This window comes from Chryseobacterium sp. GTID13, from assembly GCF_056172655.1.
Genome location: NZ_JAOCMB010000005.1, coordinates 1,720,239 through 1,747,028 on the forward strand (window position 1 = coordinate 1,720,239; position 26,790 = coordinate 1,747,028).

The 26,790-nt window shown below is 38.2% G+C and carries 26 protein-coding genes, 4 pseudogenes and 1 riboswitch; of the genes and pseudogenes, 15 read left to right on the forward strand and 15 right to left on the reverse strand.

Annotated elements, in window-relative coordinates; genetic code table 11:
- Positions 1-63 precede the first annotated feature (63 nt).
- From N4G44_RS14530 to N4G44_RS14540, 3 genes are all read left to right on the forward strand, one after another.
- Entirely contained in the window at positions 64-726 is a 663-nt protein-coding gene (locus N4G44_RS14530; RefSeq protein ID WP_474927935.1) for an ATP-binding cassette domain-containing protein, read from the forward strand.
- A 140-nt stretch (positions 727-866) separates the two neighbouring features.
- Positions 867-1,664 (forward strand): hypothetical protein, encoded by a 798-nt coding sequence (locus N4G44_RS14535; RefSeq protein ID WP_474927936.1) that lies wholly within the window; start codon positions 867-869, stop codon positions 1,662-1,664.
- A gap of 52 nt (positions 1,665-1,716) precedes the next feature.
- Positions 1,717-1,895, forward strand: a riboswitch (cobalamin riboswitch).
- 116 nt (positions 1,896-2,011) lie between these two features.
- Positions 2,012-2,395: an acyl-CoA thioesterase gene (locus N4G44_RS14540; protein ID WP_040998710.1), complete on the forward strand. Its 384-nt coding sequence runs from the start codon at positions 2,012-2,014 to the stop codon at positions 2,393-2,395.
- Between the two features lie 73 nt (positions 2,396-2,468).
- On the opposite strand, the gene N4G44_RS14545 is transcribed toward N4G44_RS14540, so the two are convergent.
- Entirely contained in the window at positions 2,469-3,059 is a 591-nt protein-coding gene (locus N4G44_RS14545; RefSeq protein ID WP_474927938.1) for an HD domain-containing protein, read from the reverse strand.
- A 2-nt stretch (positions 3,060-3,061) separates the two neighbouring features.
- The gene (locus N4G44_RS14550; protein WP_474927939.1) at positions 3,062-3,745 is read right to left on the reverse strand and encodes an XAC2610-related protein; all 684 of its coding nucleotides are present in this window, start codon (positions 3,743-3,745) and stop codon (positions 3,062-3,064) included.
- A 299-nt stretch (positions 3,746-4,044) separates the two neighbouring features.
- Here N4G44_RS14550 and N4G44_RS14555 point away from each other — a divergent pair, with 299 nt between their 5' ends.
- The 5 genes and pseudogenes from N4G44_RS14555 to N4G44_RS14575 all read left to right on the forward strand — a co-directional run bounded on the left by N4G44_RS14555 (position 4,045) and on the right by N4G44_RS14575 (position 8,887).
- Complete coding sequence (locus N4G44_RS14555; protein ID WP_040998703.1) at positions 4,045-4,374, forward strand: PadR family transcriptional regulator; 330 nt, start codon at positions 4,045-4,047, stop codon at positions 4,372-4,374.
- A gap of 11 nt (positions 4,375-4,385) precedes the next feature.
- Positions 4,386-6,100 (forward strand): annotated as a pseudogene (locus N4G44_RS14560) (PspC domain-containing protein).
- A gap of 311 nt (positions 6,101-6,411) precedes the next feature.
- Positions 6,412-7,013, forward strand: a pseudogene (locus tag N4G44_RS14565) (1-acyl-sn-glycerol-3-phosphate acyltransferase).
- A gap of 76 nt (positions 7,014-7,089) precedes the next feature.
- Positions 7,090-7,521 (forward strand): PaaI family thioesterase, encoded by a 432-nt coding sequence (locus N4G44_RS14570; RefSeq protein WP_073060589.1) that lies wholly within the window; start codon positions 7,090-7,092, stop codon positions 7,519-7,521.
- A 208-nt stretch (positions 7,522-7,729) separates the two neighbouring features.
- Positions 7,730-8,887 carry a chorismate-binding protein gene (locus N4G44_RS14575; RefSeq protein WP_474927941.1) on the forward strand — a complete coding sequence of 386 codons (1,158 nt, stop codon included), beginning with the start codon at positions 7,730-7,732 and terminating at the stop codon, positions 8,885-8,887.
- Between the two features lie 12 nt (positions 8,888-8,899).
- Here the strand turns inward: N4G44_RS14575 and N4G44_RS14580 are convergent, their stop codons facing one another.
- The 13 genes and pseudogenes from N4G44_RS14580 to N4G44_RS14640 all read right to left on the reverse strand — a co-directional run bounded on the left by N4G44_RS14580 (position 8,900) and on the right by N4G44_RS14640 (position 19,185).
- Positions 8,900-9,094 carry a hypothetical protein gene (locus N4G44_RS14580; RefSeq protein ID WP_111960738.1) on the reverse strand — a complete coding sequence of 65 codons (195 nt, stop codon included), beginning with the start codon at positions 9,092-9,094 and terminating at the stop codon, positions 8,900-8,902.
- Positions 9,095-9,099: 5 nt separating this feature from the next.
- Positions 9,100-9,701: pseudogene (locus N4G44_RS14585) on the reverse strand (MarC family protein).
- Between the two features lie 43 nt (positions 9,702-9,744).
- Positions 9,745-10,458, reverse strand: a complete 714-nt coding sequence (locus N4G44_RS14590; RefSeq protein WP_474927944.1) for a hypothetical protein — start codon at positions 10,456-10,458, stop codon at positions 9,745-9,747.
- Positions 10,455-11,114 (reverse strand): hypothetical protein, encoded by a 660-nt coding sequence (locus N4G44_RS14595; RefSeq protein WP_474927945.1) that lies wholly within the window; start codon positions 11,112-11,114, stop codon positions 10,455-10,457. Before N4G44_RS14595 ends, N4G44_RS14590 begins: the two co-directional genes overlap by 4 nt.
- A 38-nt stretch (positions 11,115-11,152) precedes the next feature.
- Entirely contained in the window at positions 11,153-11,482 is a 330-nt protein-coding gene (locus N4G44_RS14600) for a hypothetical protein (RefSeq protein ID WP_474927947.1), read from the reverse strand.
- Entirely contained in the window at positions 11,482-12,174 is a 693-nt protein-coding gene (locus N4G44_RS14605) for a tetratricopeptide repeat protein (protein WP_474927948.1), read from the reverse strand. Before N4G44_RS14605 ends, N4G44_RS14600 begins: the two co-directional genes overlap by 1 nt.
- Before the next feature lie 158 nt (positions 12,175-12,332).
- Positions 12,333-13,340 carry a vWA domain-containing protein gene (locus N4G44_RS14610; RefSeq protein WP_474927949.1) on the reverse strand — a complete coding sequence of 336 codons (1,008 nt, stop codon included), beginning with the start codon at positions 13,338-13,340 and terminating at the stop codon, positions 12,333-12,335.
- Positions 13,340-14,332 (reverse strand): VWA domain-containing protein, encoded by a 993-nt coding sequence (locus N4G44_RS14615; protein ID WP_474927950.1) that lies wholly within the window; start codon positions 14,330-14,332, stop codon positions 13,340-13,342. The genes N4G44_RS14610 and N4G44_RS14615 overlap by 1 nt, the downstream gene beginning before the upstream one ends.
- Positions 14,325-15,221, reverse strand: a complete 897-nt coding sequence (locus N4G44_RS14620; protein WP_474927952.1) for a BatD family protein — start codon at positions 15,219-15,221, stop codon at positions 14,325-14,327. Before N4G44_RS14620 ends, N4G44_RS14615 begins: the two co-directional genes overlap by 8 nt.
- A gap of 46 nt (positions 15,222-15,267) precedes the next feature.
- The gene (locus N4G44_RS14625; RefSeq protein ID WP_265129890.1) at positions 15,268-16,131 is read right to left on the reverse strand and encodes a DUF58 domain-containing protein; all 864 of its coding nucleotides are present in this window, start codon (positions 16,129-16,131) and stop codon (positions 15,268-15,270) included.
- Between the two features lie 63 nt (positions 16,132-16,194).
- Positions 16,195-16,653, reverse strand: coding sequence for a GNAT family N-acetyltransferase (locus N4G44_RS14630; protein ID WP_073060600.1), 459 nt, complete (start codon positions 16,651-16,653; stop codon positions 16,195-16,197).
- Complete coding sequence (locus N4G44_RS14635; RefSeq protein ID WP_073060603.1) at positions 16,653-17,657, reverse strand: AAA family ATPase; 1,005 nt, start codon at positions 17,655-17,657, stop codon at positions 16,653-16,655. The genes N4G44_RS14630 and N4G44_RS14635 overlap by 1 nt, the downstream gene beginning before the upstream one ends.
- A 232-nt stretch (positions 17,658-17,889) precedes the next feature.
- Positions 17,890-19,185 (reverse strand): hypothetical protein, encoded by a 1,296-nt coding sequence (locus tag N4G44_RS14640; RefSeq protein WP_474927955.1) that lies wholly within the window; start codon positions 19,183-19,185, stop codon positions 17,890-17,892.
- 134 nt (positions 19,186-19,319) lie between these two features.
- Here N4G44_RS14640 and N4G44_RS14645 point away from each other — a divergent pair, with 134 nt between their 5' ends.
- From N4G44_RS14645 to N4G44_RS14675, 7 genes and pseudogenes are all read left to right on the forward strand, one after another.
- Positions 19,320-20,603, forward strand: a complete 1,284-nt coding sequence (locus tag N4G44_RS14645; RefSeq protein WP_474927956.1) for a peptide-N-glycosidase F-related protein — start codon at positions 19,320-19,322, stop codon at positions 20,601-20,603.
- Positions 20,570-20,656, forward strand: a complete 87-nt coding sequence (locus tag N4G44_RS14650; RefSeq protein WP_474928344.1) for a hypothetical protein — start codon at positions 20,570-20,572, stop codon at positions 20,654-20,656. Before N4G44_RS14645 ends, N4G44_RS14650 begins: the two co-directional genes overlap by 34 nt.
- 395 nt (positions 20,657-21,051) lie before the next feature.
- Entirely contained in the window at positions 21,052-21,525 is a 474-nt protein-coding gene (locus N4G44_RS14655) for a DinB family protein (protein WP_474927959.1), read from the forward strand.
- Between the two features lie 30 nt (positions 21,526-21,555).
- A complete protein-coding gene (locus tag N4G44_RS14660; protein WP_474927961.1) occupies positions 21,556-21,948 on the forward strand; it encodes a four helix bundle protein in 393 nt (130 codons plus the stop codon).
- A gap of 70 nt (positions 21,949-22,018) precedes the next feature.
- Complete coding sequence (gene rlmB / locus N4G44_RS14665) at positions 22,019-22,768, forward strand: 23S rRNA (guanosine(2251)-2'-O)-methyltransferase RlmB (RefSeq protein ID WP_474927963.1); 750 nt, start codon at positions 22,019-22,021, stop codon at positions 22,766-22,768.
- Positions 22,769-22,861: 93 nt separating this feature from the next.
- Positions 22,862-23,911: a DUF6263 family protein gene (locus N4G44_RS14670; RefSeq protein ID WP_474927964.1), complete on the forward strand. Its 1,050-nt coding sequence runs from the start codon at positions 22,862-22,864 to the stop codon at positions 23,909-23,911.
- 330 nt (positions 23,912-24,241) lie between these two features.
- A pseudogene (locus N4G44_RS14675) lies at positions 24,242-26,787 on the forward strand (YfhO family protein).
- Positions 26,788-26,790: the final 3 nt, after the last annotated feature.

The following is a 26,790-nucleotide window of genomic DNA, read 5'->3' on the forward strand; positions in this document are numbered from 1 at the left end:
ACTTTTTTTGTGGGTGCTCACTTTGTCGTTAGGTTTAATTATTAAAATCATGAGCAAATTCTTATGAACAGGCTTCACGTTGATAGTGTTACCAAATCCTTTGGCCAGAGAAAAATCTTGCAGGATGTCTATCTAAGCTGTGAAACAGGAAAAATATCGGCTCTATTCGGCTCATCCGGCAATGGGAAATCTACCCTGCTGGAGATTATCTTCGGAACTGTAAAAGGAGATACGCAGTTTATTAAGTTTAATAATTCCATTCTTAAAAACCAGTCTGACAGGAAAAACAAAATTGCCTATCTGCCGCAAAGTTCTTCTTTTCTTCCCAAGGAATGCAGGATCAGAAAGCTTATCCCTTTATTCTGTACCCAAGAAAATACAGAACTTCTATATGGTTTAAAAATGATACAGCCATTTCTTGATAAAACTTCCAGGAATCTTTCAGGTGGCGAGAAAAGAATTGTTGAAACATTGATCATTATCTATTGCGACTCCGCATTTGTTCTTCTGGATGAGCCTTTCAGCGGTGTTTCTCCAAAAGCTGTGGAAGAATTGAAATTAATCATTAAATCCCAATCAAAAAATAAGGGAATCATTATCTCTGATCATAACTACAATGTTATTCTGGATATGGCTGATGATATTTACCTTCTGTCTGAAACTTACCTGAGAAAGGTGAAAGATGTTAAAGAACTGCAGCAATTTAAGTATCTTCCAAAAAGCTAGATCAATTGAGATTAGGTTCCCAATAATAAGTTTCATATCGCTTTTCAGGAAATATTGATAATTTTAATCAAATACCATTATATTTTACGGAGTAAAAAAGCATTTAATTTATATATTTGAAGGATCAAAAATTTCATAGAATGATTTCCGTAAACAAAGCATTGTACTTATCCGCTTTCAGTCTATTTTCCTTATCATTTGTGAAGGGACAGAGTAAGGTTCCTTTCGGCGTTGTAAAAGCTGAAGAAGGCTACGCCAATGTGCGTGTTCACAAGGATGACTACAGAAAAATTGTAGACAAGATCCGGATGCGTAAAGGGGATGTATTTGTTTATGTAAAGCCTGCACCGGGAGAAACGGAATGGATCTGGATCAAATATCCTGAAAAGCAGGACGATGAAAAGCCTTTTGTGAGATATGAGAATCTTGAGAAAGAAGGAATGGTCAATAAGGGGCGTGTTGCCTTCATCGATCAGCTTCCTCAGTTCACGCCTTCAAAATCCAAGAACGGGAAATCACTTATCTTCACAGACAATAGCAATCCGAAAATACCGACTGCCCAAAGAACGAAGGTTGTTATCGATATTTATCCTTCCAATGCCGGTTACAGAAAGCAGGAAAAAGATGCAGACGGAAAAATTCTTACCATCGATAAAATAAAGCCGTGGGGAATCAAAGATGCACTTCCTGAAGGAATGACGGAGATCAAATCCATTAGGGTTCAGCAGCCCGGAAGAGGTTCTGTTTTTGTAAGGGAAGCCATAAAAAATATGTTCCAGCCTACCATGGATTTTAACAATATCGGGGTAACTGCCCTTGACAATGACCATATCTATCTTTATATGATCAATGGTTCCGGTGAAAACAGGTACACCACTCTCTGGACCATCAAGGAAGGAAGGGTAATGAGCCAGATTATTTACAATAGTCCGGAATAATTGCCGTTTTTTTCTGTAATATTCTTATTTTTGTCCTGAAAAAGTTTTAACGCTAATTCATCACAGAAACCGGTTCTGCTTAACGCAGATTAAAAGGGAACCGTGTGAAAATCACGGACTGTCGCGCAACTGTAAGTAACTGAAGTCTTTACCACGGATCCACTGTGCAGGCACGGGAAGGAGGTAAAAGATGTTACAAGTCAGGAGACCTGCCTTTTCTTTAAACAAGAAACTTTCGCGATCTGAAGTTTATTGATCTGATGGACTGTTTTCAGGGATTCCTTTGATTCCTGTCTCTGCTCTGTTATTTTAATAATATTTCATTTCGCATTAATTAATAATGAAATATGACTACAGAAGAAAGAATTGCAGCATCCGAAACCAGAATTTTTAAAGCGGTTTTCCCGAATACCACCAACCACTACGATACTCTTTTCGGAGGTACAGCCATGCAGCTGATGGATGAAGTTGCTTTTATCACCGCAACACGTTTTGCAAGAAAAAGAGTGGTAACCGTAAGCAGCGATAAGATCGATTTCAAAAAACCTATTCCTGCCGGAACAATTGTTGAGCTGATCGGGAAGGTTGCCTATGTGGGAAAAACCAGTATGAAAGTGAATGTTGAGATCTATACGGAACAGATGTACTCTTATGAAAGAGAAAGAGCTATTGTAGGCGATTTTACGTTTGTAGCCATTGATGAATTTAAAAAGCCGATCAGGATCATGTAATGATGATTATAAAAAAATGTTTCGGGCGGCCTGCGGCCGCCCGAAACTATTTTTCAAACCTATCAGAAACCGGTTATCTGATCACTTTTTCTGTCTCCAGGCTTTTACTCAACAACATCTCAAAGGCCTCTCCCATTTCATCTGATGCCCTCGTGATCGCATGTTCAAGCATATTTCTGATCTGTTTTTCGGTAACACCGGCTTCTGTCCAGCTTTTTCCTGAAGTATGGGAATTCAAGATAAAAGGCATAATACGGTCGATTGAACAGGCAAAAATAGCATCTGGGGTCTTTTCTTCTTCAAATTCAAGCCATAGCTCAAAAAATTCGGTACGTAAAGGTTCATCCAGGATTCCGAAAATTTTCCGGGCTGAAATTTTCTCTCTCTCGAATTTTCCTACCATTGCTTTTTCGTCAAAAATAAAAGTATCACCTGCTTCTATTTCTACCAGATCATGAATGGAAAGCATTCTTATTACTCTTAAAAGATCAATATCCACTCTATTTTTAGCGTATGGATAAAGGATCTGGGCCAGAATAATGATCTGCCATGAGTGTTCTGCCGTATTTTCCCTTCTGGAATCGTCGGCATTATAATTTCTTCTTTGTACGTTTTTCAGGGCATCTACTGCCAGGATAAAATCGATTTCCTTCTGTATCTTCATTGTTAATTCTTATAATATTCGTTGATGGGATAAGTTTTAATATTCTTTATCCATTGATCGTTGATGAATTCTTTTTTGGTCACTTTTACAGTTTCTCCGCCGGTTGCATCTTCTTCCAGCTCATATACTTTAAACAATCCGCGTTGCGGAATTATCGTATATTCCGTTGTGAGATGCCAGCAGCAACCTGATTTGGAATAGGTAATTAATCTTTTTCTCTCAGAATCCGTATTGAACATTCCCAGATTTTCGTAAGCCAGGGCGGTTAATTCCTCACTCAGAACCATTTGCTTTTTAGTACTATTAAATACGTAGACATCATAAGAAGGGCCTCCATACCCACTTTCATTTCCGTTTCTGATGGCTATATCTTCTGTTCCGTCAAAATTGAAATCATCAAAAATCAATGGACTCTGTTCATTATATAATTGAATGATATTCGCAGTAGGTTTCTGATCCTCGTTCAGATAGAAGTTTAAATTCTCTGAAGTTAAGGTCTGAAATTTTCCGGAAGTCTTCTTGTCCAGCAGCTCAACAGTTGATTTTCCACTGCATTCATTGTTTTCGCAGGTTTCCACGTTGATTTTTACATCATAATTCTTCGAAGCATCTTTTAACTCGAACTGATTCTGAGCCCAATAAAAGTTTCCGAAAAGGATAATAGGCAATATTATTTTGTGATTCATCTGAGTTGTGCTTTGTTTTAAACAATTTCACTGAATTCTTTCTGTAAAATCTTACTCAAAAGTACAAAAAATTAAAATCTCAAAGCCGATTTTAACTGATTTCAAATTCATGACAAATTTCAACTAAAATTTATACTACTGAATATCAGTAAGTTAATATAAAACTAAAAATAATTTCACTACTTTGTATTGCATAATACCATTTTATTTACATATCTTTGTAATGTAAAATCGGAATAGGTTCATCTAGCTAGGAACATTATTCTGAAAATATAACTAATTAACAAAACTTATTAAAGATGAATACTGAAAATACCAAAGCGCAAATGCGTAAAGGAATTCTGGAATTCTGTATTTTAAGTCTCATCAATCATCGCGAAATGTATGTTTCCGACCTTATCGATGAACTTAAAAAAGGAAAACTGGATGTAGTGGAAGGAACCCTCTATCCTCTCCTTACAAGACTGAAAAATGGCGAGTTCCTTTCCTACAGATGGGAAGAATCTACCGGAGGACCACCAAGAAAATATTACCAGATCACAGAAAAAGGAAAACTCTTCTTGGACGAACTTCAAAATACCTGGGCAGAACTGACAGATTCAGTAAACCAAATCACACAAAAAAATTAAAAAACAAAGCTATGAACAAGACACTCTCAATAGGACTCGCAGGTTTTTCTTTCACTATAGAAGAACACGCATATATAAAGCTCAGCGATTACCTGAATGCTCTTAGAAGCTCGTTAGACGCTTCAGAAGCAGAAGAGGTAATGCACGACATAGAAATCAGAATGGTTGAAATCTTCAAAGATTCTTTAGGTAAAAGAGAAGTCATCAACGATGGAGACGTAGAAAGAGTAATTGCTCAGATCGGTACTCCTGAAAAGATCGGAGAGCAGGAAGAAGCTTACTATTCTGAAAAAAACAGCAACAGACAAAATACTACAGGAACTACCTATTCTGATAGAAAGCAATTGTTCCGTGACCCTGAAAAACAAAAAATCGCAGGAGTTTGTGCAGGTTTAGCTGCATACTCTGGTATGGACATTACTTGGATGAGATTAATTTGGGTAGGTGCATTTCTTTTCCTTTGGGTTGCCCCTGGATCCTCGCTTTTAGTTATCCTTTTATATTTTATTCTCTGGGCAGTATTACCTAAAGCAGAAACTGCATCAGACTTTTTGAAAATGAAAGGAAAACCATTGAATTTTGATAATTTAAAGGAAGAATCCAGTAAAATTGTGCAATTCGCCAACGAGACAACAACCAGAGCTGGTGAAATTTACACTGAAAATAAACCTTACATCAGCAATGCTGGAAGCGGAGTCTGGAATGTTTTAAAATATATTATAGGAATCTTCTTCGCATTTATGGCTTTAAGCAGCATTATAGGTGTGTTTGTAGTCTTTGGCCTTTTCGGAATTGATTCAAACTTTCCCGGAGCTGATGAAATGAAATTCCTTCTTGATAACGATGGGCTTTACAATGTATTTTTAGCATTAATTATCGTTGGATCTTTAATTCCTGCCGTTCTTTTCAGCTTACTAAGTATTAAGATCTTTTCACCAAAAACCAAGTTAAGAAATATCGGTTGGGTTTTAGGAGCATTATTCTTAGCAGTAATATGTCTGGGGACATTCTTCGGAGTAAGCATGGCTAAAAAAGAAATGTTCCTGAAAGGCCACAAGGAAGATACAGAAGAAGTTTCTATCAATACCACTTCAGACACGCTATATGTAGATGTAAAGCAAGTGGCAATTCCTCAAAACTTCACAGGGTATGACGATGATCTTTACTCTGACAAGGTTTCGGTTTACAAAAAGACTGGATCCATGTAGAAGTGACAAGAAAAGTTGATATTAAAACTCCATATCTGATCATTAAAAAAGAGGCAAAAGGATACAACCTTCCATTGAACGTAAATGTTCCGGTAGATATCATCAACAATAAGATCATTCTTCCCAACTATGTAAAATATCCTTATGAACACAGATTCAGAGATTACAGTGTTGATTATGAGTTGGTGATCCCTGCAAAATCAGTAGTAATCCCATTAAAAAAAGACAGAATGGATTTTGATGGCGATCTCAACGGAGACGGAATCAATGATAATGACCAGGACGAAGATGAAAACGGTAAAATCAGAATAGAAAAAAATAAAATTTCTGTAAATGGTTCTACAATAGAATATAACTCTGATGATAAAGACAGCCTGATCATCAACGGAAAAAAAGTTCCGAAAGCACAGGCAGACCAGGTCATTGATTCCATGAAGTCTAGCATCAAAAAGATGAACAAAAACGTAGACATCAAAATCAAAGACGGAAAAGACGAAATTTCCATACAAACTAAATAATTAACTTCAGAGAGTGCAGGAAGGTGTGAATGGATGGCAACCGTTTGAAATTCACACTCTTCTTCTCTCAGAGATTGCAAAAAAACTTACTATTTAGTTCGCTATGTTAAAAAAATGTTATACATTCGTATAGTTAAAAAATAATTAACCAAATCATTAAAAACACCTTAACCATGGTACAAGTTGCATTAGAAATTGTTATGAAAATCGTAGATTTCATCAGCGGTTTGTTTTAAGAGCGATAATATTTCAATATATTTGTAAAGTATAACCAAATAGGTTATACTTTTTTGTTTTTAATCTGAAGCTATATGAAAAAACTGATAGGTAAACTAATGTTAAAGATGCTGGGCTGGAAAGTCGTCCTGCAGGGCGATGCAAAAAGCCTGAACCGATGTATCCTTGTGGTAGCCCCCATACCCACAACATGGAATATCTGTTAGGAAATCTTGCCTACTGGTCTTTAGAAAAGCCTTTGAAAATCATCATTAAAGATGCCCACACCAAAGCATGGTATGGAAGTGTGGTAAAAGGGCTTGGGGGTATTGGTATCGACAGAAGCCAGAAAAATGACCTGGTGAATTTTGTTGCCAGACAATTTGAAAAGGAAGATTTCAGTCTTGTTATTACTCCTGAAGGAACACGAAGCTGGGTACCGAAGTGGAGAAAAGGGTTTTATCATATGGCCCTGGCTGCAAAAGTTCCCATCGTCCTGGCTGCAGGTGATTTCAAAAGAAAAATTGTTTATCTGGGCTATACCATCCCTTATGAAAGAATTGCTTCAGTTCCGTTTTCCGAGATTATGGCAGAAATCCAGGATTACTATGTAAAATACGACATCGTTCCTAAAATTCCTGCAAACTGGAATCCGAATATTATGGGCAGCGGAAGCGAGGAAGAAGTTAGAAGTTAGAAGTTAGAAGTTAGAAGTTAGCAAAATTACTTTTACTTATTGAATCAATTATCATTTATCATTCATCATTTATAACATGAAAGGTCAGACCAAAGAAGAGCTCCTTACGTTCTTGAACAACTGGGGAAACGGGGTAACATTAGCTAAAACACTTGAAATACAATTCATCGATATTGACGTTGAAAACGAAACCCTGACAGCTACAATGCCTGTACAGCCTAAAGTACACCAGCCATTTGGGATCCTCCATGGAGGAGCAAGCTGTGTGCTGGCGGAAACTTTAGGTTCAAGCCTGTCCAATATTTTCATCGACGGCAGTAAGTATTACGGAGTGGGAACGAATATCAATTCCAATCACCTTAAAAGCAAAAAAGACGGAATTGTAACAGCTACGGCACGCTTTATCAGAAAAGGAAAAACAATGCATGTTTCCGAAATCGAGATCAGGGATGAAAAAGGAGTACTTATCAATCATACAACGATGACAAATAATATTCTTCTTAGATAATCCTAAAAATATTTACTATAATAAAGGCTCAAGAAAAATTGGGCCTTTTTTTATTTCCGAAAATATGATATAAGAAATGTTTCGTTAAAAAACAGCTTTTAAATTTTGACATTTTTAAGACTAATAATACCTTTGCTGAAAGGAAAATCACCCGGAAATTTCCTGTTATATTTTTCGGCCGGTGATTTTCAAAACCTATCCACAGCTCATGATTTACTTCAAACTTCCCTTCGATGAAACGTTATATTCCACTTATCAGAATTCAAACGGAGAATCCGTTCAGTTTCATTCTTTTGACCTCTTAAGGCAGATCGGTTTTGAAGGGGGTATTATCAATGCTTCCGAAAAGTTTGAAAAGGATACCATTACCAGTGAGAATCTATTGAAAGACGAAAGCTTTTTCAATGCAGAGACCAAGGAAGAATATATCGACAGTCTCCATCAGGTTATTGCGGTGATTAAAGATCATAAGCTTCCAAAACTTGTATATTCAAGAAGAAATATCTTTAAGGATTTTAATCAAATCGATTTTAAAGAGAGTTTTAAACAACTTTGTACCTCTTATCCTAATGCCTTCAGGTATCTATTTAATGACGGACAAAATGCATGGATGGGAGCTTTTTCAGAAACACTGGGAAAATTCAACAAAACAACTCACGAATTTGAAACCATGAGCCTTGCGGGAACACTTCCCGTATCTGAAGAATGGACAGAAAAAGAAATTGAAGAACAAAAGCCTGTAACTTCCTATATTCAGGATACACTTAGAAACTATTCCGGAAATATAGAAATATCAGAGACTTACGACCATATTTCGGGAAATATCAAACATCTGCGAACAGATTTTAAAGCCCAAATAAATCCTGAAGATCTGGACAGCCTCATTAATGAACTCCATCCTACCCCGGCAGTCTGCGGAATTCCAAAGGATTTTTGCAAAAGAAGTATTCAGGAACTTGAAAAATTTCCCCGCGAACTATATGCCGGCTTTATTAAAGTAGAAACGGATGAAAGTATCATGTATTTTGTCAACTTAAGATGCGCAAGGCTTTACAAAGATTCCGTACACGTATTCGTAGGTGGCGGCATCACAGCCCAGAGCAGCCCGGAAAAAGAATGGAGGGAAACGGAACTGAAATCGGAAGCGATCTTAAAGAATCTCATTGTTTTTAAGGTGGCTTCGAGAACCTCAGCCACCTACGACTTTTTCTCTACTTATACTATTTTCTCTCATTTATCTATTAAGCTTAAAAGCTATCATTTAAAACTTTGTACAAGATTACTGGTGGCTGAGGCTCTCGAAGCCACCTTCCATCAGAAAACAAAAAACCTCCTTCCAAAGAAAGAGGTATATTATATAGAATAATGTGATTCTGAATTATTTCTTAGCACCAATCCTGCTCCATGTATCCAGTACAAAAAGCAAAATAAGGCCAAGAACCGCTGAAGCAATTGAAAATACAAACTTCAGGTTATCTTCTGATAAAAGATCCGTCTGCCAGTCTAATGCATAAAGATTGATGGCAATAAAAACGATAAATACAACTAGAAATACTTTATAAAACTTCTGCATGATACTTAAAAATTAATATAGTTCTGCACCAACTGGGCAAAATTAGCGGTGAATAATTTGATTGAAATCGCTAAAAGGATGATCCCGAAAACTTTCTGAAGAATAGACAGGGTAGCCTCCCCATTTTGTTTTCCAGCCACTTCGCTGATTTCAGCACCAAATATACGAAAATTGTGTTGAGAACAATTCCTAAAATAATATTAATATCGTGAAATTCAGCTCTGAGCGATAACGTTGTCGTTAAAGTTCCTGCCCCAGCAACCAGCGGAAACGCAATAGGGACGATGGATGCAGCTTTGGCTTCCGTAGTTTTGTTGATCTCGATACCCAGGATCATTTCAAGGGCTATGATAAAAATCACAAAAGCACCGGCAATCGCAAACGAATTCACATCTACTCCTATCAGCTTAAGGATTTTATTTCCCACAAAAAGAAAAACAATCATGATCAGTCCGGCAGTAATAGATGCTTTTCCCGCTTCTATCTGGCCAAACTTCTGCTGGAGGCTTACGATGATAGGAACAGAGCCGATAATATCAATTACGGCAAAAAGAACCATAAAGCAGGTAACAATCTCTTTAATAGAAAAATCATTAAGTATTTCCATCTCTTTGTAATTAAAAATTTCGCAAAAATATGAAAAAAATTGATTATTTGCTAATCTGTGAATACAAATTAACAACTGCTTTTAAAAGATCCTCCATTCCTTCTGCAGATTTCAAAGGAGAGTATTTCTCCACCTGAATTCTTTGTAAAAGATTCTTGTATTCTTCAGCAACCGCAGAACCTTTGTAGCTTTCCAGGAAGAGTTTGAAATCCTGGGAAGAACTCTGGAAATACTGTTTTCTTACATCAATATCCATCTCTTCCAGGGTATCAAAGAATTTTTGATAATCTTCATTATCTTTAAGATTTTCCAAATAGCTGAAATAATCATTAATATCCGTTTTCAGTGTTTCTCTGATCTCCTTTTCCGTTTCAGCCACAGAACCCAGCGGTTTCGGGGATGCCGTTTCTTTAACTAACGCTCGTTTTTTTTGCCAAGTCTTGAATAGCAGGTACATAATAAATAACCCTACAAGAATAGAAATATTGGTTAAAAGGATATTCCAGTGGAATTTACTTTTTTCTTTTACTTTAAAGGTCGTTGTTTTCAGAACCGGTGTGTCAACCGTTTCAAGAAGCGTGTTGGTATATTCGTTTACCTTCTCAACGGTAGTACGCGATTCCAAGATCTGGTCATGGGAAAAAGCATTCAGGTCTAGCGTTTTCTGGCCAAGGTCCACATATTCGCGGCTGGCCGGATCGAAGAATGCAAATTTCTCAGTCTGGATCGAAATAGCTCCTGCCTTTTTAGGAATCACAACATAATTGGCCAGAATCTCCCTTTCATTCCCGTAGTTCCAGGAACTACTTTAGAGGTGATCTTAGGAGCAAACACTTCATAATCGGGTGAAGAAACAATTTTAGGAAGATGCATATCCGGAAGATTGCCTTCTCCTGAAACTTTCACCACTACATTAATCGGCTTTTTAACCTCTATTTTCTCTTTTGATGCATTGTATACACTCACATTGAAGTTCCCAACCGCATTTTTAAAGTAATCCGGCGATCCTTCAGGGAGTCTTTTTACATTAAGTTTTACCTTATTGGAAAGGATTTTATTCTTATTGGAATAGGTGCTTACCGATGCCGATACAGACGGAACCTCCACATATCCTGCTTCATTAGGAAATACCATAAATACAGCCAGAACCTGCGAAGCCATATTATTTGATCCCGAAGGGTCTATTTCCGATTTGCTGAAGCTGATAGGATGCACATTGATATTATTCTGACGGGGAAGATGAACGTCCTTCACTTTTCTGAGGTTGTCCATATTTTTAGAATAAACCTTCAATACCGCTACTGTAGGCTGATCCTGATACACTTCGCGGTCTTCTATCTCCATATTAAGATAGACTTCATTGGAAAGACTGCTGGCAAGAGATCTTTTATCAATGATATCCTTGATATTCACATCAAAAGGCTCTGTCTTGTAAATTTTATTATTAACGGTTACCAGAACAGACCCGATCTTGATTTTACCTTTTTCTTCGGCTCAAGGGCAATTCTTGAAATCTTCTGGGTAATGAGTGTATTGGTAGCCGGATCGATCAATGTATTGGTCATTGATCCGCTACCTATGATATTGAATTTTGAAAGGTCGGGAAGCTGGAAACGGGTTTGCGGTTCAAGATCGATACCGTTAAGCTCCAGAACAATGGTGAGGTTTACAATATCCTTTCCGTTGTATTCTGATTTATCAGATTCCATAAAAAGATTGACCTGTCCGTAAGAAATTACGGAGGTCAAAAGGAATAATATGTAAATCAGTTTTTGCTGCATCACCAATCTTTTTCGTTGCTCTGCGGCACCGAATAAGAATTCTTATTTAAGATTTTTCTGGCGGTTTCTTTTTCTTTTTCGTTCACTTTATCTAATATAGCATTTTCAAGGTTCTTAGGCATTTTCCCTTCATTATCCTGATTTTGCTTAGGAGTGTCTCCTTGCTCGCTTTTCCCTTCATTCTGCTGGCCGCTGCCCTGATCCTGCTTTTGATCTTTGTTGTCGCCTTTCTGATCATCATTTTTATTCTGATCATTTCCACCGCCGCCTTTTCCTGAATTGTTCTGTTCGTTTTTCTGCTGCTGCTGTTTTTCTTTTTCTTTCAGCTTGGCAATTTCATAGTTCTTCCGGGTTGCTTCATTATAAGGGTTCTGTTTCAGAGCCTGCTTATAGTAATCAGCTGCTTTTTCCGGCTGATTCATCTGCATATACGTATTCCCCAGGTTATGAAGAGCAGCCGTTTTATCCGGCAGCGTCTGCGAAAGCTTCTGGGCTTTGTCAAACTCTGCTTTGGCCTCTTCATACTTCTTGCTTTTATATAAAGCATTTCCCAGGTTATAATGAGCGGTAAAGTCTTTTTCATTCACTTTTACGGCTTCCATATACTTGGAAGACGCTCTGTCATAGTCTTTCCCGTTAAATTTCTGATTACCTTCATAGACTAAAGTTCTATAGTTTTCCTGCCCAGACAATATGTTTGAGAATGTAAAAACAATAAGAAACGATAAAAAAATGATTTTAGTATTCATTACCTGCAAAATTATTCCTTTATATGTTAATAAACAGACTTCTATTTGTTAAAGTTCGGTTAAAGTACTTATTTAAAATCTTGATAAACAAAGTATAAAAACTAAATATTGAAATCTTTTTTCGGATTCAAGATATAAATTAAAAAGAAAAAGAAAATAGAAACTATTAAAAAGTACTGATAGTAATGATTGGCATTCTGAGATTTCACCAGCGTCTGGGCAGATGAAGATTTTCTGTTCATGGCATCAATGATCTTATCGGGTGCTTCATTAATATTATTTCCGTCTATATAATCTCCTCCCGTAGATTCCGCCATTTTTTTAAGGGCTTCCGTCTGTCTTTTGGAAATCACCGTTCCTCCGTCCATATCGGTTTTATAGCCCATCAGTTGTCCGAAAACGTATTCCGGGACCGGAGCGCCTTCATCCGTTCCTATTCCTACCGATGTTATGGATATTCCTTCTTTATTGGCCAGCCGTATCGCAGCGTTATCATTGCCTTCATTATCTTCACCATCGCTCAGCAGGACAACTTTCCTTGAGCCTTTGCTTACATTTTTGAATTTCTCTACAGCAGCCTGCATCCCTTTCAGGAAATCGGTTCCCTGAATTTTCATTGAGTTTGTTTCTACAGCACTTATGTAGGTTTCCGCAGAACCATAATCCGTGGTAAGTGGCATAATGGAAACGGCTTCCCCTGCAAAAATGACAATTCCAATCTTATCATTCTTAAGCTTTTGCATCATGGCGGTCATTAGATTCTTTGCTTCCGAAAGACGGCTTGGATCTATATCTTCCGCATTCATTGAATTGGAAACATCAAGCATAAAAATCACATTATTAAGCTTTTGATTGGTTTTCACCTCTTCAGAACCATTCAACAGATCTATGATCGAGAATATCAGAAAAAGCGTTCCCAGAAGGTATAAAGTGGGAAAGAATTTTGTAAACCCGGATCTTTTTTCAAATAGACTGTCATGAAAGCGACTGTCTGCAAAGATCTCCCTTCTTTTCTTTTTCCATCTCAAAAAACGGATCAGAAAGAAAGAGAGCAGTGGCAAAAGCAGCAGCAATAATAAATACCAGTAATTTCCTAACGACCAACTCATCAGCTTAAAAATTTATATAATACCCATCGCAGCAATGCATCGAAAAACAGCATTCCCAATGCGATCCAAAGGAAAATTTTAAAATATTCATCATAATTGTACAGCTTGGAAACCTTGATATCCGTTTTTTCCAACTGGTTAATCTCATCATAAATCTCTTCCAGGCTGCTGTTGGAAGTTGCTCTGAAGTATCTTCCTCCGGTAACCTGTGCAACTTCTCTCAATGTATTTTCATCAATCGTCACTGCCGTTTCCGTAAAGATCAGATCTCCGAAAATGTCCTGTGAAGTAGGCATGAGCGCAAAACCATTGGTTCCGATCCCGATGGTGTATACTTTAATATTATTATTCTTGGCAAGTTCCGCAGCCATCTGCGGAGGTATGGCATTCTGGATATTGCTCACCCCGTCCGTCATTAAAATCACCACTTTACTTTTAGCCTTGCTTTTAATCAGGTGGTTTACCGCTACGGAAAGTCCTTCTCCGATAGCTGTTCCAGGCTCAAGGCCTGCAGAATTAAGATTTTTGATTTCATCTACAACAACCTGATGATCCGAAGTCACCGGAACTTTCGTGAAAGCTTCCGCAGCATAAGCTACAACCCCTATCCTGTCGTTCGGGCGTTTTTGCACAAATTTTACAGCGATATCTTTTAATGCAGTAATACGGTCCGGATTGAGGTCTTTGGCAAGCATACTCAGGGAAACGTCTATAGAAAGCATAATATCGACTCCTTTGGTATCGTCCCTGTCCTGGGAAACCGTAAATGTTCTCGGTCTGGCCATTGCAATAATCAGTGCAGAGAGAATAATATATTTTGAAATCTTAAGCAGAGCAAGCACAGCACGGATTCCTCCACTGTCATCCATATTCCGGACAGTAGGAACTTTAATCCCTTTTTTCCGCTTTCCGCCTGCATCTTTTATGAAAAGAGGAATAAACAGCAGGAAAAGCAGCAGGAACCACGGACTGTAAAATTCAAAATCAAACATCCTTTCTTAAGTTTTCAAATTCTAAATCTTTTGATGATCTCTTCACAAAATCGCGGATATCAGCAAAATCTTTCTCCATCGTGGTCTGATCAGGGAAGGTTTTGGCAAATTTTACCAGATCTCCTCTTAAAAAGACGTCTTCCACTATCCTTTCGTTTTCCTGGGAGATGGTATTATTCTTTTTCATGACGTCAATAAGATCATCTGTAAGAAGAACGTCTGCAGGAAGCTGATACTGTCTGGTAATGAATTTTCTTGATATATCTATTAATTCAACATAGAAAGAACGGAAATCGCCGCCTTCTATATATTTTTTCTTTTTCAGGGAATCCAGTTCTTTTAAAGTCTGATTAGTGGCAACGACAGGAGAGCTTTTCGATTTTCTGCCCCATTTGACAAACATAATGATTGCTATAATCAAAGCAATAACCGCCAAAGCTGCAAGAATATAAAACTTATAAAGCTCCCAATAGTCCTTTGTTTCAAGCTTCACCTCCTTATTGTTCATGATGTCATTGATCTGATCCCCTTTTTGGGCAGTATTCACGACATCAATTTCGTAAGGAATGGTTTTTAAGATCTTACCTCCGACATTAAATTCCAGCTCGGGAATGGTAAATTTTCCCTCTTCATATACTGAAAATTCAATTTTTCTTTCGTAGGAATTCTGGTTTTGTCCGATGCTGTCTTTAATTTCTTCAAAATGGAAGGGAAGCAGTTCATTTTTAGGAGCTGAAACCACCTGCAACTCATGAATATTATCTATTTTAATGACCAGACGGTTAACTTCACCTAAAGCAAGGGTCTTCTTCTCCAAATTGGAAGAGAGTATCTGTGAAAAAGCGTTTCCACAGATTAAAAAAGAAAGTATTAAAAGTATTTTTTTCAATTTCAACTGATTGTAATTGCGGCCGGAGCCTTCATTTATTTTAAATTTACTTCTTCTGGAAATAATTATACAGCAGCTTTGAATAATCAGCACCTGTGTTGATATTCATAAAACTGGCCGAACTGGTGGCAAAATCTTCTTCCAGAGCCCGGACTTTCTGTTTCTGAGCTTCAGCAAATGTGTATCTCCACCTTGCATTGGAAGTATTGGCCCAGACTTCTTTACCTGTTTCGGCATCGTACAAAAGAGCATAGCCTATATCAGGTATTTCATTATCTTTCTCGTCATAGATCCTCATCCCCAAAAGCTGGTGTTTTTTTGAAGCGACACGAAGCATTTTAGAATCATAATCATCTTCAAAATCTGAGAACAGGAACACCAGAGATTTTCTTTTGAATATTCCCATCATATATTCCATGGCCTTATCGATCTTCGATACTGCCGGTACATAATCCGCTGTCAGAATATTACTGATGATAGAAAGAATATGTTTTCGCCCTTTCTGGGGTGGTATTACTTTATATACTTTATCGGCAAACAGGATCAGGCCTACTTTATCATTGTTTCCGGCTGCAGAAAATCCAAGGCTGGCTGCAATTTCTGCAACATATTCTCTTTTGAGCTGGCCTTTGGTACCGTAATCCATAGAGGCAGAAATATCTACCAGCAGCATCATCGTTAGCTCCCTTTCCTCCTCCATTACCTTTACGAACGGTTCGCGGAAACGGGCTGTTTTGTTCCAGTCGATTCTGCGGATTTCATCTCCGAACTGGTATGGGCGGACTTCCGAAAACGTCATCCCCTGCCCTTTAAAAGCACTGTGATACTGTCCCATAAGTGAAGCTTCCGTCTTCTTTCTGGTACGGATCTCTATCTGCTTTACTTTTTTTACAATATCTTTTATTTCCATATGTGTTGCGGAATTCTGGTTACGAGATTCGGGTTGTGGGGTAACGTTCTACTCTTCTATCTTCTAATCTCTCAATTCAATCGAAACATTCAGCCATTCATCATCGAATTTCGGGCTGTATTTCTTATAAAAATTAATGGCGGGTTCGTTCCAGTTCAATACCTGGAAAACCATTCCGCTATACTGGTTTGCTTTTCCATATTCCAGAGTGGCATCAAACAGAAGTTTTCCTATCTGTTTGCCTCTCATTCTTTCGGTCACTACAAGATCTTCAAGATACAGCCTTCTTCCTTTCCAGGTTGAAAATCTGTCATAATATAGGGAAATCCCTACAATTTCGTCATTAACTTCAGCAACAAACGCTCCCCAGACCGGAGATTTTCCGAATCCGTCCTCTGTAAATTCATCCAGCGTTATGGTTACCTCATGAAGAGCCTTTTCATATTCTGCAAGCTCACGGATGAGCTCCAGCATCGAAGCGCAGTCTTCCTGAACAGCTTTTCGGATAATAACCTCACTCATTAGGGTGCCTGTATTTTTGCCAGAATCCTGTTGATAATCTCTTCCGATGAAATTTCTTCTGCTTCAGCCTCGAAAGTAAGACCAATTCTGTGTCTTAGAACATCCTGTGCTAAAGCTTTTACATCTTCAGGAATTACAAAAGCTCTTCCTTTCAGGAATGCATAAGTTCTGGACGCTATAGCAAGGTTAATAGATGCCCTTGGAGAAGCCCCAAAGCCTATGTAATTTTTAAGCTCAGAAAGTCCGTAATTTTCAGGATAACGGGTTGCAAAAACCATATCCAGAATATATTTTTCAATCTTCTCATCCAGGTAAATCTGGTTGATCAGTTCTTTAGCGTCTACAATATCCTGCAGAGATATCACCGGTTTGATGACAGGCTGGTGAGAGGTAGAAACCATTCTCATGACCGTTCTTTCGTCTTCAAAATTAGGATAGTCTATCTTACATTTCAGCATAAAACGGTCGCTTTGTGCTTCCGGCAGCAAATAGGTTCCTTCCTGATCGATTGGGTTCTGGGTAGCCAGTACCAAAAACGGTTTTGGAAGTTTCATGGTTTCATCACCAATGGTTACCTGCTTCTCCTGCATCACTTCCAGCAATGCCGACTGTACTTTTGCCGGCGCACGGTTGATCTCATCTGCCAGAACAAAATTGGCAAAAACAGGACCTTTTTTTATTGAAAAATCGTTGTCTTTGATATTGAAGATCATTGTTCCCACTACATCTGCCGGAAGCAGATCGGGGGTAAACTGAATCCTTGAAAATTCACCGTGAACAGCTTCTGCCAGGGTTTTGATCGCTAAAGTTTTTGCCAGTCCCGGTACTCCTTCCAAAAGGACATGTCCGTTACCTAAAAGACCTACCAAAAGACGGTCTATCATATATTCCTGGCCAATAATCACTTTATTGATTTCCTGTCTGAGAAGGGAAAATAAGTAATTCTTTTCTTTTACTTTTTCCGTCAACTGGCGGATATCTTCAGCTTGATATGTATCTGACATAGCTTTAATTAAAATAGGTGGTAAATTTCTGATAAATACTGGCATTAATCAACATAATGAATGCCATATTAGAGTTAAAGTTTGTTAAATATTCCTTTATTAATAATGTATCCAAATAAGGAGCAGGAATTTGTGGTACTGATTTCTTTTAAAACAGTTTGATTCTCTGAAGACATATTGATTTAATGACAACTCTGTTATCATTGAAAGTATGGCAATAAATGTTTAAAAACTAAAGTTTGGTAATGCTGATGGTAAAAACATTTTCCGGCATATCAACCGTTTCTTCATAAGCCCCGACATTGATAAAATAATCGGTTCCCGCAGTTGTTGTAAGGGTATAGGTTTCTGCTGCGCCACCTCCGCCGTTATCTACCGCATTTACACAGGTCAGACTGCCGCATGCTCCGCTGTAGATATCCATCTGAGGGTCATAGGTACTACCTGAAGGCATGGTTATTTTTACGGTAAACTGGCCACCGTCTCCGGTAAATTTAAACCAGGTTCCATCATTCATTGCATCAGGACACGTGGTTATAAATCCGCTGTTGTTAGTGGCAGACATGGCATCACTCTGGGTATAGGTATAAGGAAATGCTGACGCTGCAAAAGCTCCGGAACACGCATCGTTGAGGGGTACAGGAGGAACCGTACTAAAAACAACATCCGAACAGCCGGAAGATTGAAGGCTTCCCGTAACGGAAGTAACTTTCAGATAATAACTGGTATTCGGGTTAAGAGGTATTGACGGAGAAAACTCGGTAGCATTCACTGTCTGCTGGTTAATAACATCAGTTCCTCCCGCGCCTGTTCCCAGTGAAACTTTATAAGAATCTGCTCCGGAAACAGGAAGCCATTTAAAATTTGGAGTTAAAGATATAAACTGGGCATTATTAACCGGGAAATTAACAAAAGGACATGCAGGAGTAGGCTTAGGCGTTAATCCTGAAATGGTAACAGAAGATTTGTAATCCGCCCTTATTCCTCCGGGAGGAGATGCCGGGTCAATAACTGCACGGTCACCTTTATAATAAAGGGTAGAATTGGGAACATGGGGATACACATGGAAAGCTTCGTCAAAATTATTAATATCGATACTCTGAGAATTTTCTTTTGCCGCAATGACCAGATTATCCGTGTTATTATAAGCAAATGGCGTTGCCAATGTAATTTCAACCTTATTATTAGTCTTGGTCACTGCACCGGCAAAAACCTGAGTGAGCTGAGAAGCGGGAATCCAGTCTGTTCCTGATGCAAAGGCTGTTTTTGAAGTATGCCCCATATAGACAGTCCAGTCCGAAGAATCATTGATAGTAGCCGAAGGATCTACATAAAATGTAAGGCCTGTGATATTTCCTGCAGCCGAAGCATTCAATTCCTGTTTAGGATAAATCTGCTGAACATAAGAATACGAAAAAAAACTACTTACAGGTGCCGTCCCGACAGCCGGGCTTCCAATGTTTAAACTGATCTGGGCCTTAAGTACTGATATTATTGACAACAAAGATAAAAGTAGAATTTTTTTCATTATTAATAATTTAAATTGAACGATTCGCTAATTTAATGATTAAATTTTAATTTTATCATTAAATTGTGAATTTTAATCGACACTTAACAACACCTTATACTAATATTTAATATATTTGTAATAAACACCACCATATGTATCAAAAACTACTTTTTCTGAGTATCCTTTTTGCAGGCCTTATGAAATCACAGACCACCAACAGAATGAATCTGATTTCAGATGCAGTTTATTACGACGGGTATGCAGCCACAGTATCGAACCCTGTTCCTACAGGTCTCATCAGACTATCAAATACAAGATATACAAGGAAACTTACAGACGCTGAGCTCAACTCTTTTAAAGCTAAAATAGCCATGAGAGTGACCATAGGTGCTCTGTGTGATAATTACGACCGTTTGGGAAGTGTTTTTTTAACCATGGTCCCTAAAAGTCAGCCTACTTATACCATTGATGATACCAATGTGAAAAGAATTGAAGTGGGCAGATACATTACTCCCTTCATGAGTAAAAACCGTTCGCCTCTGGAGGTTCCTTATACATATGATTTAAGCAATCTGTACAGCATATTCCATGATGCTGCATTGCGTACCGCTTATGATATGTATATGGAACTGGATGTTTTTGGTGTTCCTTACGCAGCTCAGACTCAGGTTGCAGGATGTGCAGGCAGAATTGATGTTTTTTCCGGTTCACTTACTTTCTTTTCCACAGATACAGGGGCTACTCCTACAGATTACAATGCGGTGGTTCCAATATTAAGTTATAACAGGTTAAATAATTACAACAGCACTGATGTTCCGGGTGAAACCGTCAGAATTGTCAGCTTCAATCTTCCCAATACCGTTACCAACGCCAATTTTTTCGTTATCTCTACTCCTCATGGAGCCAACAGTGGCGGTGAAGAATATGTTAGAAGGCAGAACTACACGTATATAGATGATGTACAAATGCTTACCTATACACCCGGAGGAATTTCCTGCGAACCATTTAGGGTTTACAATACACAAGGCAATGGAATTTATGGGGCAACCCCAAGATCACTTACAGAGTGGACTTCCTGGAATAACTGGTGCCCGGGCAATTCAGTCCCTATCCGAGGGTTTACAATGCCAAGCATCGCGGCCGGAAATCACACGCTGAAGCATACGATACCAACAGCTGTTTTTAACCAGCAGCAAGGCGATGTATATTTATCTGTTTACATGCAGGGAAAAAGCAATGCCGCTCTGGATGTAAAAGATATTAAGACCGTAGATGTAAGCATATACCCCAATCCTTCTTCTGATTTTGTCAATATCAGATCCAAGGCAGATGTAGCTTCAATCAGTATTTTCAGCATTGATGGAAAAAACTGGCTGAAACCCATGGTGAAAACAGGATCGATATTTCGGCTTACAGTACGGGAGTTTATTTTCTGAATATTGTGCTGAAGGATGGGATAACATTTAAGCATAAGATCATTAAGAAATAAAGAATGGTGGCTTCGAGAACCTCAGCCACCATTTTTTTACCACCCCGTCAAAAATTCTTTGAATTTTTGACACCCCTCCGGAGGAGGGGAATTTGATCCTACTAATTATTGGTTTTACTACTGAAATGATTGGTGTCCCAGTTGGTAATTTCTTACCAATACCTCCTTTAATTTTACAATATTAACAGTTGAAAGTTTTATTCATATTGTATGAATCTGAAAAATAATAAAAAAATTTCCCGATATTTTCAGGGAGTTTTTTTTATGATTGACAAAAAAACTGTCATCATTAACATTTTTTTTAATCGTTTAAGAACATTTAATTCAATCCTTTCTTCAAAAAATTGTCACTTCCAGTTTATTAAACTATTTTTGGTGATTAAAATTTTTGCAAAATGAATTATCATTTTCAAGCACACAGACAAGTGAGAAAGAACCTTTTAAGTATTCTGCAGAACACTTCCTACGAAGATCTTCTGCTGATTCCTGACGGTTTCAACAACAATATATACTGGAATATTGCCCATACGGTTGCTACCCAGCAGCTTCTGCACTATTATCTGAGCGGAAATCCTTTCAGAATTGATAAATATTGGATCGAAACCTACAAAAAAGGCACTCTTCCCAATCTGAACGTACAAAAATCCGAAGTGGAAGACCTTGAGTTTTTACTCACTGAAACTTCAAAGATTTTAATGAAAGATTATGACAGCGATTTCTTTTCAGACTACACCCCATACACCACAAGTTTCGGTATGGACCTGAAAAGCATCCAGGATGCCATTATCTTCAATAATATGCATGAAAGCCTTCATTACGGCTACATCATGGCACAGAAAAGAGCAATACTCGGAGAGAAGGGGAGATAATTACTGTTTAAAGTTTAAGAGTTTAAAGTTATGGGGACAATAAGAAAATTTGAGGATTTAGAAATCTGGCAGTTGTCCCGTGAACTTTGTAAAGAAATTTATAATATTATTCAAGGAACCGACCTTAAAAATAATTTTAAACTTTGCAGTCAGATTGACAGTTCATCAGGTTCAATTATGGATAATATTGCTGAAGGATTTGAAAGAAACGGCACCAGAGAATTCATTCAATTTCTTTCCATTGCCAAAGCTTCTTGCGGTGAAACAAGATCACAGCTATACCGTGTTTTTGACAGAAACTTTATAAGTCAGGAATTATTTGAAACTTTACTTGAACGAACAGAAACTTTAAGCAAAAAGATTAGCTCTTTTATAAAATATTTAAAAATAACAGATTTAAAAGGAACAAAGTACAAACCTTGAAATTCAGTATAATCTCTGGACTTTAAACATTTGAACATTGAACCTTAAATAGACAAACATAGACATTTCAATGAAAGACGATTTTATTTTCGGGCTGCGTCCCGTAATTGAAGCTATAGAAGCAGGAAAAACGATTGACAAGATCTTTGTGCAGAATGCACTGCAAGGTCCTATTTATGCTGAGCTGAAAACAATTTTAGCTAAAAATAAAATTCGTCCCAACTATGTTCCCATTGAAAAACTGAACCGTTTTACAAGAAAAAACCACCAGGGTGTGGTTGCCTTTATTTCCGATGTTCCGTTTCACAGAGTGGAAGATGTTGTTCCGCAATTATTTGAAGAGGGGAAAACTCCTTTCCTATTGATCCTGGACAGGCTTACAGATGTGAGAAACTTTGGAGCGATCTGCAGAACAGCAGAATGTGTAGGCGTAGACGCTATTATTCTTCCTGAAAAAGGCGCGGCACCGATCAATTCAGACGCGATCAAAACGTCTGCCGGAGCGCTGTATAATATTAAGATCTGTAAGGAGCCGAATCTTGCCCATGCCGTAGATTTCCTTCAGCAGAGCGGCATTTCAGTATTTGCAGCAACTGAAAAAGCTCAAAAACTGATCTATGACGTAAATTTCACAGAGCCTTGCGCTATCGTAATGGGAAATGAAGAAACAGGAATTTCTAAGGAAGTAATGCATCATTCGGATGAAAAAATAAAGCTTCCTATTGAAGGAAAAACACAGTCACTTAACGTTTCTGTAGCCTGTGGGGCCATCCTTTATGAAGCGGTAAGACAGAAAATAGTAGCGGCTCCAAATCTTTAATCAATCGGAGCAGAAGTACTTTTATGATGTTTTTATGGTATCGTTATTGATGCAAAGAACAGAATCAGTAAAATTTTAATTTAAAAAAATCAAATGAAAAACGTAGCAGCAGCAATGCTTATCTCATCTATAGCCCTTATATCTTGTAAAAAAGAAACGGCAACCATCACTAAAGTAGATCCTAAAACAGGAAAAACAGTTACTGTAGAAGTTCCTGCCGATTCTGTGGCTAAAGTGGCAGAAAATCCTGCGATCAAGGATTCTGCGGGAGTTTTCACTCAGACCTTCAAACTGGAAAAAGGTAAGACCTACCCTCTTACCACTTACCAGAGAGATGTAAAAACAATGGAGGACCCTCAGGGAAAAACCATTACCGCAACCAGCGAATCTACAGATGAAATGAATTTCGTAGTGAATGATATCAAAGGGAATGTGTATGACATGACACTTAATCTTGTAGGTAAAAGAAATTCACAAAGCGCCCAGGGAAAAACAGTAATTGTTGATACCAAGCTGCCAATTCCGAAGGAAGATGACCTGAAAATGATCTGGAACATCAATAAAGCACTTACAGGAAACAAGCTTAACATGAAAATGGATACCAAAGGAAATGTGATCTCCATTACAGGTTTTGATGCTGTTTATAATAAAGTGAATACTGCTGTAGGAACTCTTATCAAAGATGCCAACCAGAAAGCAAGCGTTGTGGCAAGTCTTAAAGAAACTTTCAATGAAAAGGTACTGAAAGATCAGCTGAATAAAAATTTAACGATTATTCCTAAAAAAGGAGTAAAAATCGGTGAAAAATGGAGTACTTCTGAAAATGCTGACCCAAGCGGAAGCGTTAAGGTAAATTCAAACTATGTTTTGAAAAGCGTAGGAAACGGTACTGCGGAAATCTCCGTAACCGGAGGAATTCCTAAAAAAACGGAAAAGAAAACGCAGGGTCCAATTACCCACAGCCTTAGCAGTGAGCTTTCCCAGAACGGAACCATTAAGTTTGACCAAAGTACAGGATGGATTGCCAACCAGAATATTGATGTAAAAACAACACAGATCGAGACTATTTCAGACGGAAAACAGTCACAATCTATGAAAAGTACATCCAAATCTTCTGTAATGGTAAATCCTTCTTCAAAATAAATGAATTAAAAAAGTTTCCGGCTCAGAGTTTTTGTCACTGTGACCCGGAAACTTTAAATTTAAATCAGAAATTATGAAGTACATTCTTGAGTTAGTACTCACAGCTATTATTATTTTCTTTGTCTGGAACATCCTGAAAAGGCTTTTTTTAAAACCTTTTACAGCTACAGGTTCAATAATCCTAAAGAAAATAGTAAGCAGCAGGATATACACAACTTGAATAAGAATAAACAGAACCTCAACTGGGACGCAGAAACAGTTGAGTATGAAGAAGTAAAAGAAACGAAGGACAATAGATAATATTCCAAGAAATAAAAGATAATAACCCACATGGCTAAAAATAAAAACTTAATTTATATTGCAATTTCATTAGTTGTATTTATAGTTTTAGCATTTTTATACTCCACCCCTGTTTTTTCAGGGAAACAGCTTTTTCAGCATGATATCGTTCAGTACAGAGGAGGCGCAAAAGAACTTCTTGACTACAGAGCCGATACCGGAAACGAAACCTACTGGAGTGATTCCATGTTTGGCGGAATGCCTACCTATCAGATGGGAAGCCAGTTCAAAGGGGATATCATCAAAAAGATAGACAGTAACCTGAACTTCCTGCCAAGACCGGTTAATTATCTTTTCCTTCTTTTTGCAGGATTCTTCTTCCTTGGAATGGTAGCCGTGAGAAATTGGAAGTACGCTCTGCTGGGTGCCACTTTCTTCGGGTTATCCACCTATTTTTATATTATCATTGCGGCCGGACACAACGGTAAAGTAAATACCATTGAGTATTTTGCCCCGCTGCTTGCCGGAATCCTGTTGGTTTATATCAGGAAAAACTACATCTGGGGATTTATTACCACTACCCTGTTTATGGGGCTCCAGATTGCAGCCAACCACCCGCAGATGACCTATTACCTGTTTCTGGCGTTAGGATTTTTATTCCTGTCTGAGTTAATCAGAGCGATCCAGAAAAAACTCCGATGAAGCATTTCCTTATTTCATCCGCCATCATTGCAGCTTCATGTGCAATCGGTGTCGGGATGAACTCCCAAAGGATTATGGCCAATTCCGAATACATTAAAGAAACCGTACGTGGAAAGCAGATTTTAACGAACGACAGCCATACCTCAGGACAATCAGGACTGGATAAAACCAGCATCCTGATGTGGAGCTACGGGAAACTGGAAACACTGAATCTTTTCATTCCAAGGCTTATGGGTGGCGGAAGCCAGGAACCGGAAGCTAAAGAAATGATGAACAGAGTTCAGGAACTTATCCAGGAAAATGTAGGATCACAGGCTGAAATGGACCGGATTTCAAAAGGATTCAATGGGGTAACCTATTGGGGAGACCAGCCCGGAACTTCAGGCCCTGCCTATCAGGGAGCTGTGGTATGTTTCCTTGCTTTATTAGGCTTCTTTTTTGCCTGGAAAAAATACCGTTACTGGATTCTTGGAGCATCTGTTTTAACCGTTTTGCTGGCATGGGGAAGCAACTTTATGCCGCTGTCTGATTTCTTTATCGACTACGTTCCGTTTTACAGCAAATTCAGAGCACCCTCTTCCATATTGGTTGTAGTGGAGCTATTATTACCTTTAATTGCCATTATCGGAATTTACAGGTTCTTTACAGATGAAAAACTGACGGAGGAATACAAAAAGAAAATTCTTCTGTATGTAAGCGGGGGAACCTTAGGGCTTTTATTGATTCTCCTTATTTTCGGAAAATCACTGCTTGGCTTTTACACAGAGAGCGAAAAGACCTATTTCCCGCCTTTCCTGTTGGATTATCTTACCGATGAAAGATTTAAGCTATTCAGAATTGATGCTATCAAAGCTCTGATTTATGTCGCTATCACCGCAGCTGTCCTTTTTATGGCCATGAAAAAGAAGCTGAGCCAGAATATTGCTCTCATCATCATTGGAGCGGTAAGTTTATTTGATCTCTGGACGGTAAACAAGCGTTACCTGAATGATTCCAACTACGTAGACAAAGTTTTTGCTGAAAACCCGTTCCAGACGGAAAGTTCAGATCTTCTGGCTGAAAAGGTTCAGGGAAACCCGAATTTAGAATCTATTTTAGCCAATGTCAACGTTAATAAAACCCTTGAAACTATTGCTGAAAGAGACAAAACCCACTACAGGATTTTCAACAATATTTTGGGAACATTCAGCGAAACCAATACCTCTTATTTCAAATCTTCAATCGGAGGTTATCATGCCGTAAAACTAAGAAGATATGATGACGTGATCAATGAATACTTCCAGATCATGGATTCTGTAAAAGTACCGAATGTCCTTAATCTCCTTAACGCAAAATACTGGGTTATGGGCGGGCCGGAACAGCCTCAGGCAATGCCAAATCCTAAAGCCAACGGAAATGCATGGTTTGTAAGCGACCTGAAATTCGTCAATACGCCGGATGAAGAAATAAAATCTATCGGAGTGATCGACAGTAAGAAAACAGCTGTTATCGCCGCATCAGATAAATCATATTTCAACAGTAAACCTGTACAGGCAGATTCTACAGCATTTATCAGCCTGACGAAATACCAGCCGAACGAACTGGAATTCAAATCCCAGTCGAAAACACCTCAGCTTGCTGTATTTTCCGAAATCTACTATCCTCACGGCTGGAAAATGTTTGTAGACGAAAAAGAAGTTCCTTACATCAAAGCGGATTATCTGCTCCGTGCCGTACATGTTCCTGCAGGAAACCACAACATCAGAATGGTCTTCGAGCCTGAAGTGATTGAAAAAGGGAAATGGTTGTCGCTGTTATGCTTCGGATTATTTATTGCACTGGCTGCCTTCGGGATCTTCTGGATGAATAAAAATAAGAAAAAGAGAAGCCTGTTGAGAAAACGGCTTAACATTTAAAGT

Coding starts and splice junctions, on each gene's coding strand:
- N4G44_RS14530 (WP_474927935.1), top strand. CDS start 64: ATGAACAGGCTTCACGTTGATAGTGTTACCAAATCCTTTGGCCAGAGA.
- N4G44_RS14535 (WP_474927936.1), top strand. CDS start 867: ATGATTTCCGTAAACAAAGCATTGTACTTATCCGCTTTCAGTCTATTT.
- N4G44_RS14540 (WP_040998710.1), top strand. CDS start 2,012: ATGACTACAGAAGAAAGAATTGCAGCATCCGAAACCAGAATTTTTAAA.
- N4G44_RS14545 (WP_474927938.1), bottom strand. CDS start 3,059: ATGAAGATACAGAAGGAAATCGATTTTATCCTGGCAGTAGATGCCCTG.
- N4G44_RS14550 (WP_474927939.1), bottom strand. CDS start 3,745: ATGAATCACAAAATAATATTGCCTATTATCCTTTTCGGAAACTTTTAT.
- N4G44_RS14555 (WP_040998703.1), top strand. CDS start 4,045: ATGAATACTGAAAATACCAAAGCGCAAATGCGTAAAGGAATTCTGGAA.
- N4G44_RS14570 (WP_073060589.1), top strand. CDS start 7,090: ATGAAAGGTCAGACCAAAGAAGAGCTCCTTACGTTCTTGAACAACTGG.
- N4G44_RS14575 (WP_474927941.1), top strand. CDS start 7,730: ATGATTTACTTCAAACTTCCCTTCGATGAAACGTTATATTCCACTTAT.
- N4G44_RS14580 (WP_111960738.1), bottom strand. CDS start 9,094: ATGCAGAAGTTTTATAAAGTATTTCTAGTTGTATTTATCGTTTTTATT.
- N4G44_RS14600 (WP_474927947.1), bottom strand. CDS start 11,482: ATGCAGCAAAAACTGATTTACATATTATTCCTTTTGACCTCCGTAATT.
- N4G44_RS14610 (WP_474927949.1), bottom strand. CDS start 13,340: ATGAGTTGGTCGTTAGGAAATTACTGGTATTTATTATTGCTGCTGCTT.
- N4G44_RS14615 (WP_474927950.1), bottom strand. CDS start 14,332: ATGTTTGATTTTGAATTTTACAGTCCGTGGTTCCTGCTGCTTTTCCTG.
- N4G44_RS14625 (WP_265129890.1), bottom strand. CDS start 16,131: ATGGAAATAAAAGATATTGTAAAAAAAGTAAAGCAGATAGAGATCCGT.
- N4G44_RS14630 (WP_073060600.1), bottom strand. CDS start 16,653: ATGAGTGAGGTTATTATCCGAAAAGCTGTTCAGGAAGACTGCGCTTCG.
- N4G44_RS14635 (WP_073060603.1), bottom strand. CDS start 17,657: ATGTCAGATACATATCAAGCTGAAGATATCCGCCAGTTGACGGAAAAA.
- N4G44_RS14640 (WP_474927955.1), bottom strand. CDS start 19,185: ATGAAAAAAATTCTACTTTTATCTTTGTTGTCAATAATATCAGTACTT.
- N4G44_RS14645 (WP_474927956.1), top strand. CDS start 19,320: ATGTATCAAAAACTACTTTTTCTGAGTATCCTTTTTGCAGGCCTTATG.
- N4G44_RS14655 (WP_474927959.1), top strand. CDS start 21,052: ATGAATTATCATTTTCAAGCACACAGACAAGTGAGAAAGAACCTTTTA.
- N4G44_RS14660 (WP_474927961.1), top strand. CDS start 21,556: ATGGGGACAATAAGAAAATTTGAGGATTTAGAAATCTGGCAGTTGTCC.
- rlmB (WP_474927963.1), top strand. CDS start 22,019: ATGAAAGACGATTTTATTTTCGGGCTGCGTCCCGTAATTGAAGCTATA.
- N4G44_RS14670 (WP_474927964.1), top strand. CDS start 22,862: ATGAAAAACGTAGCAGCAGCAATGCTTATCTCATCTATAGCCCTTATA.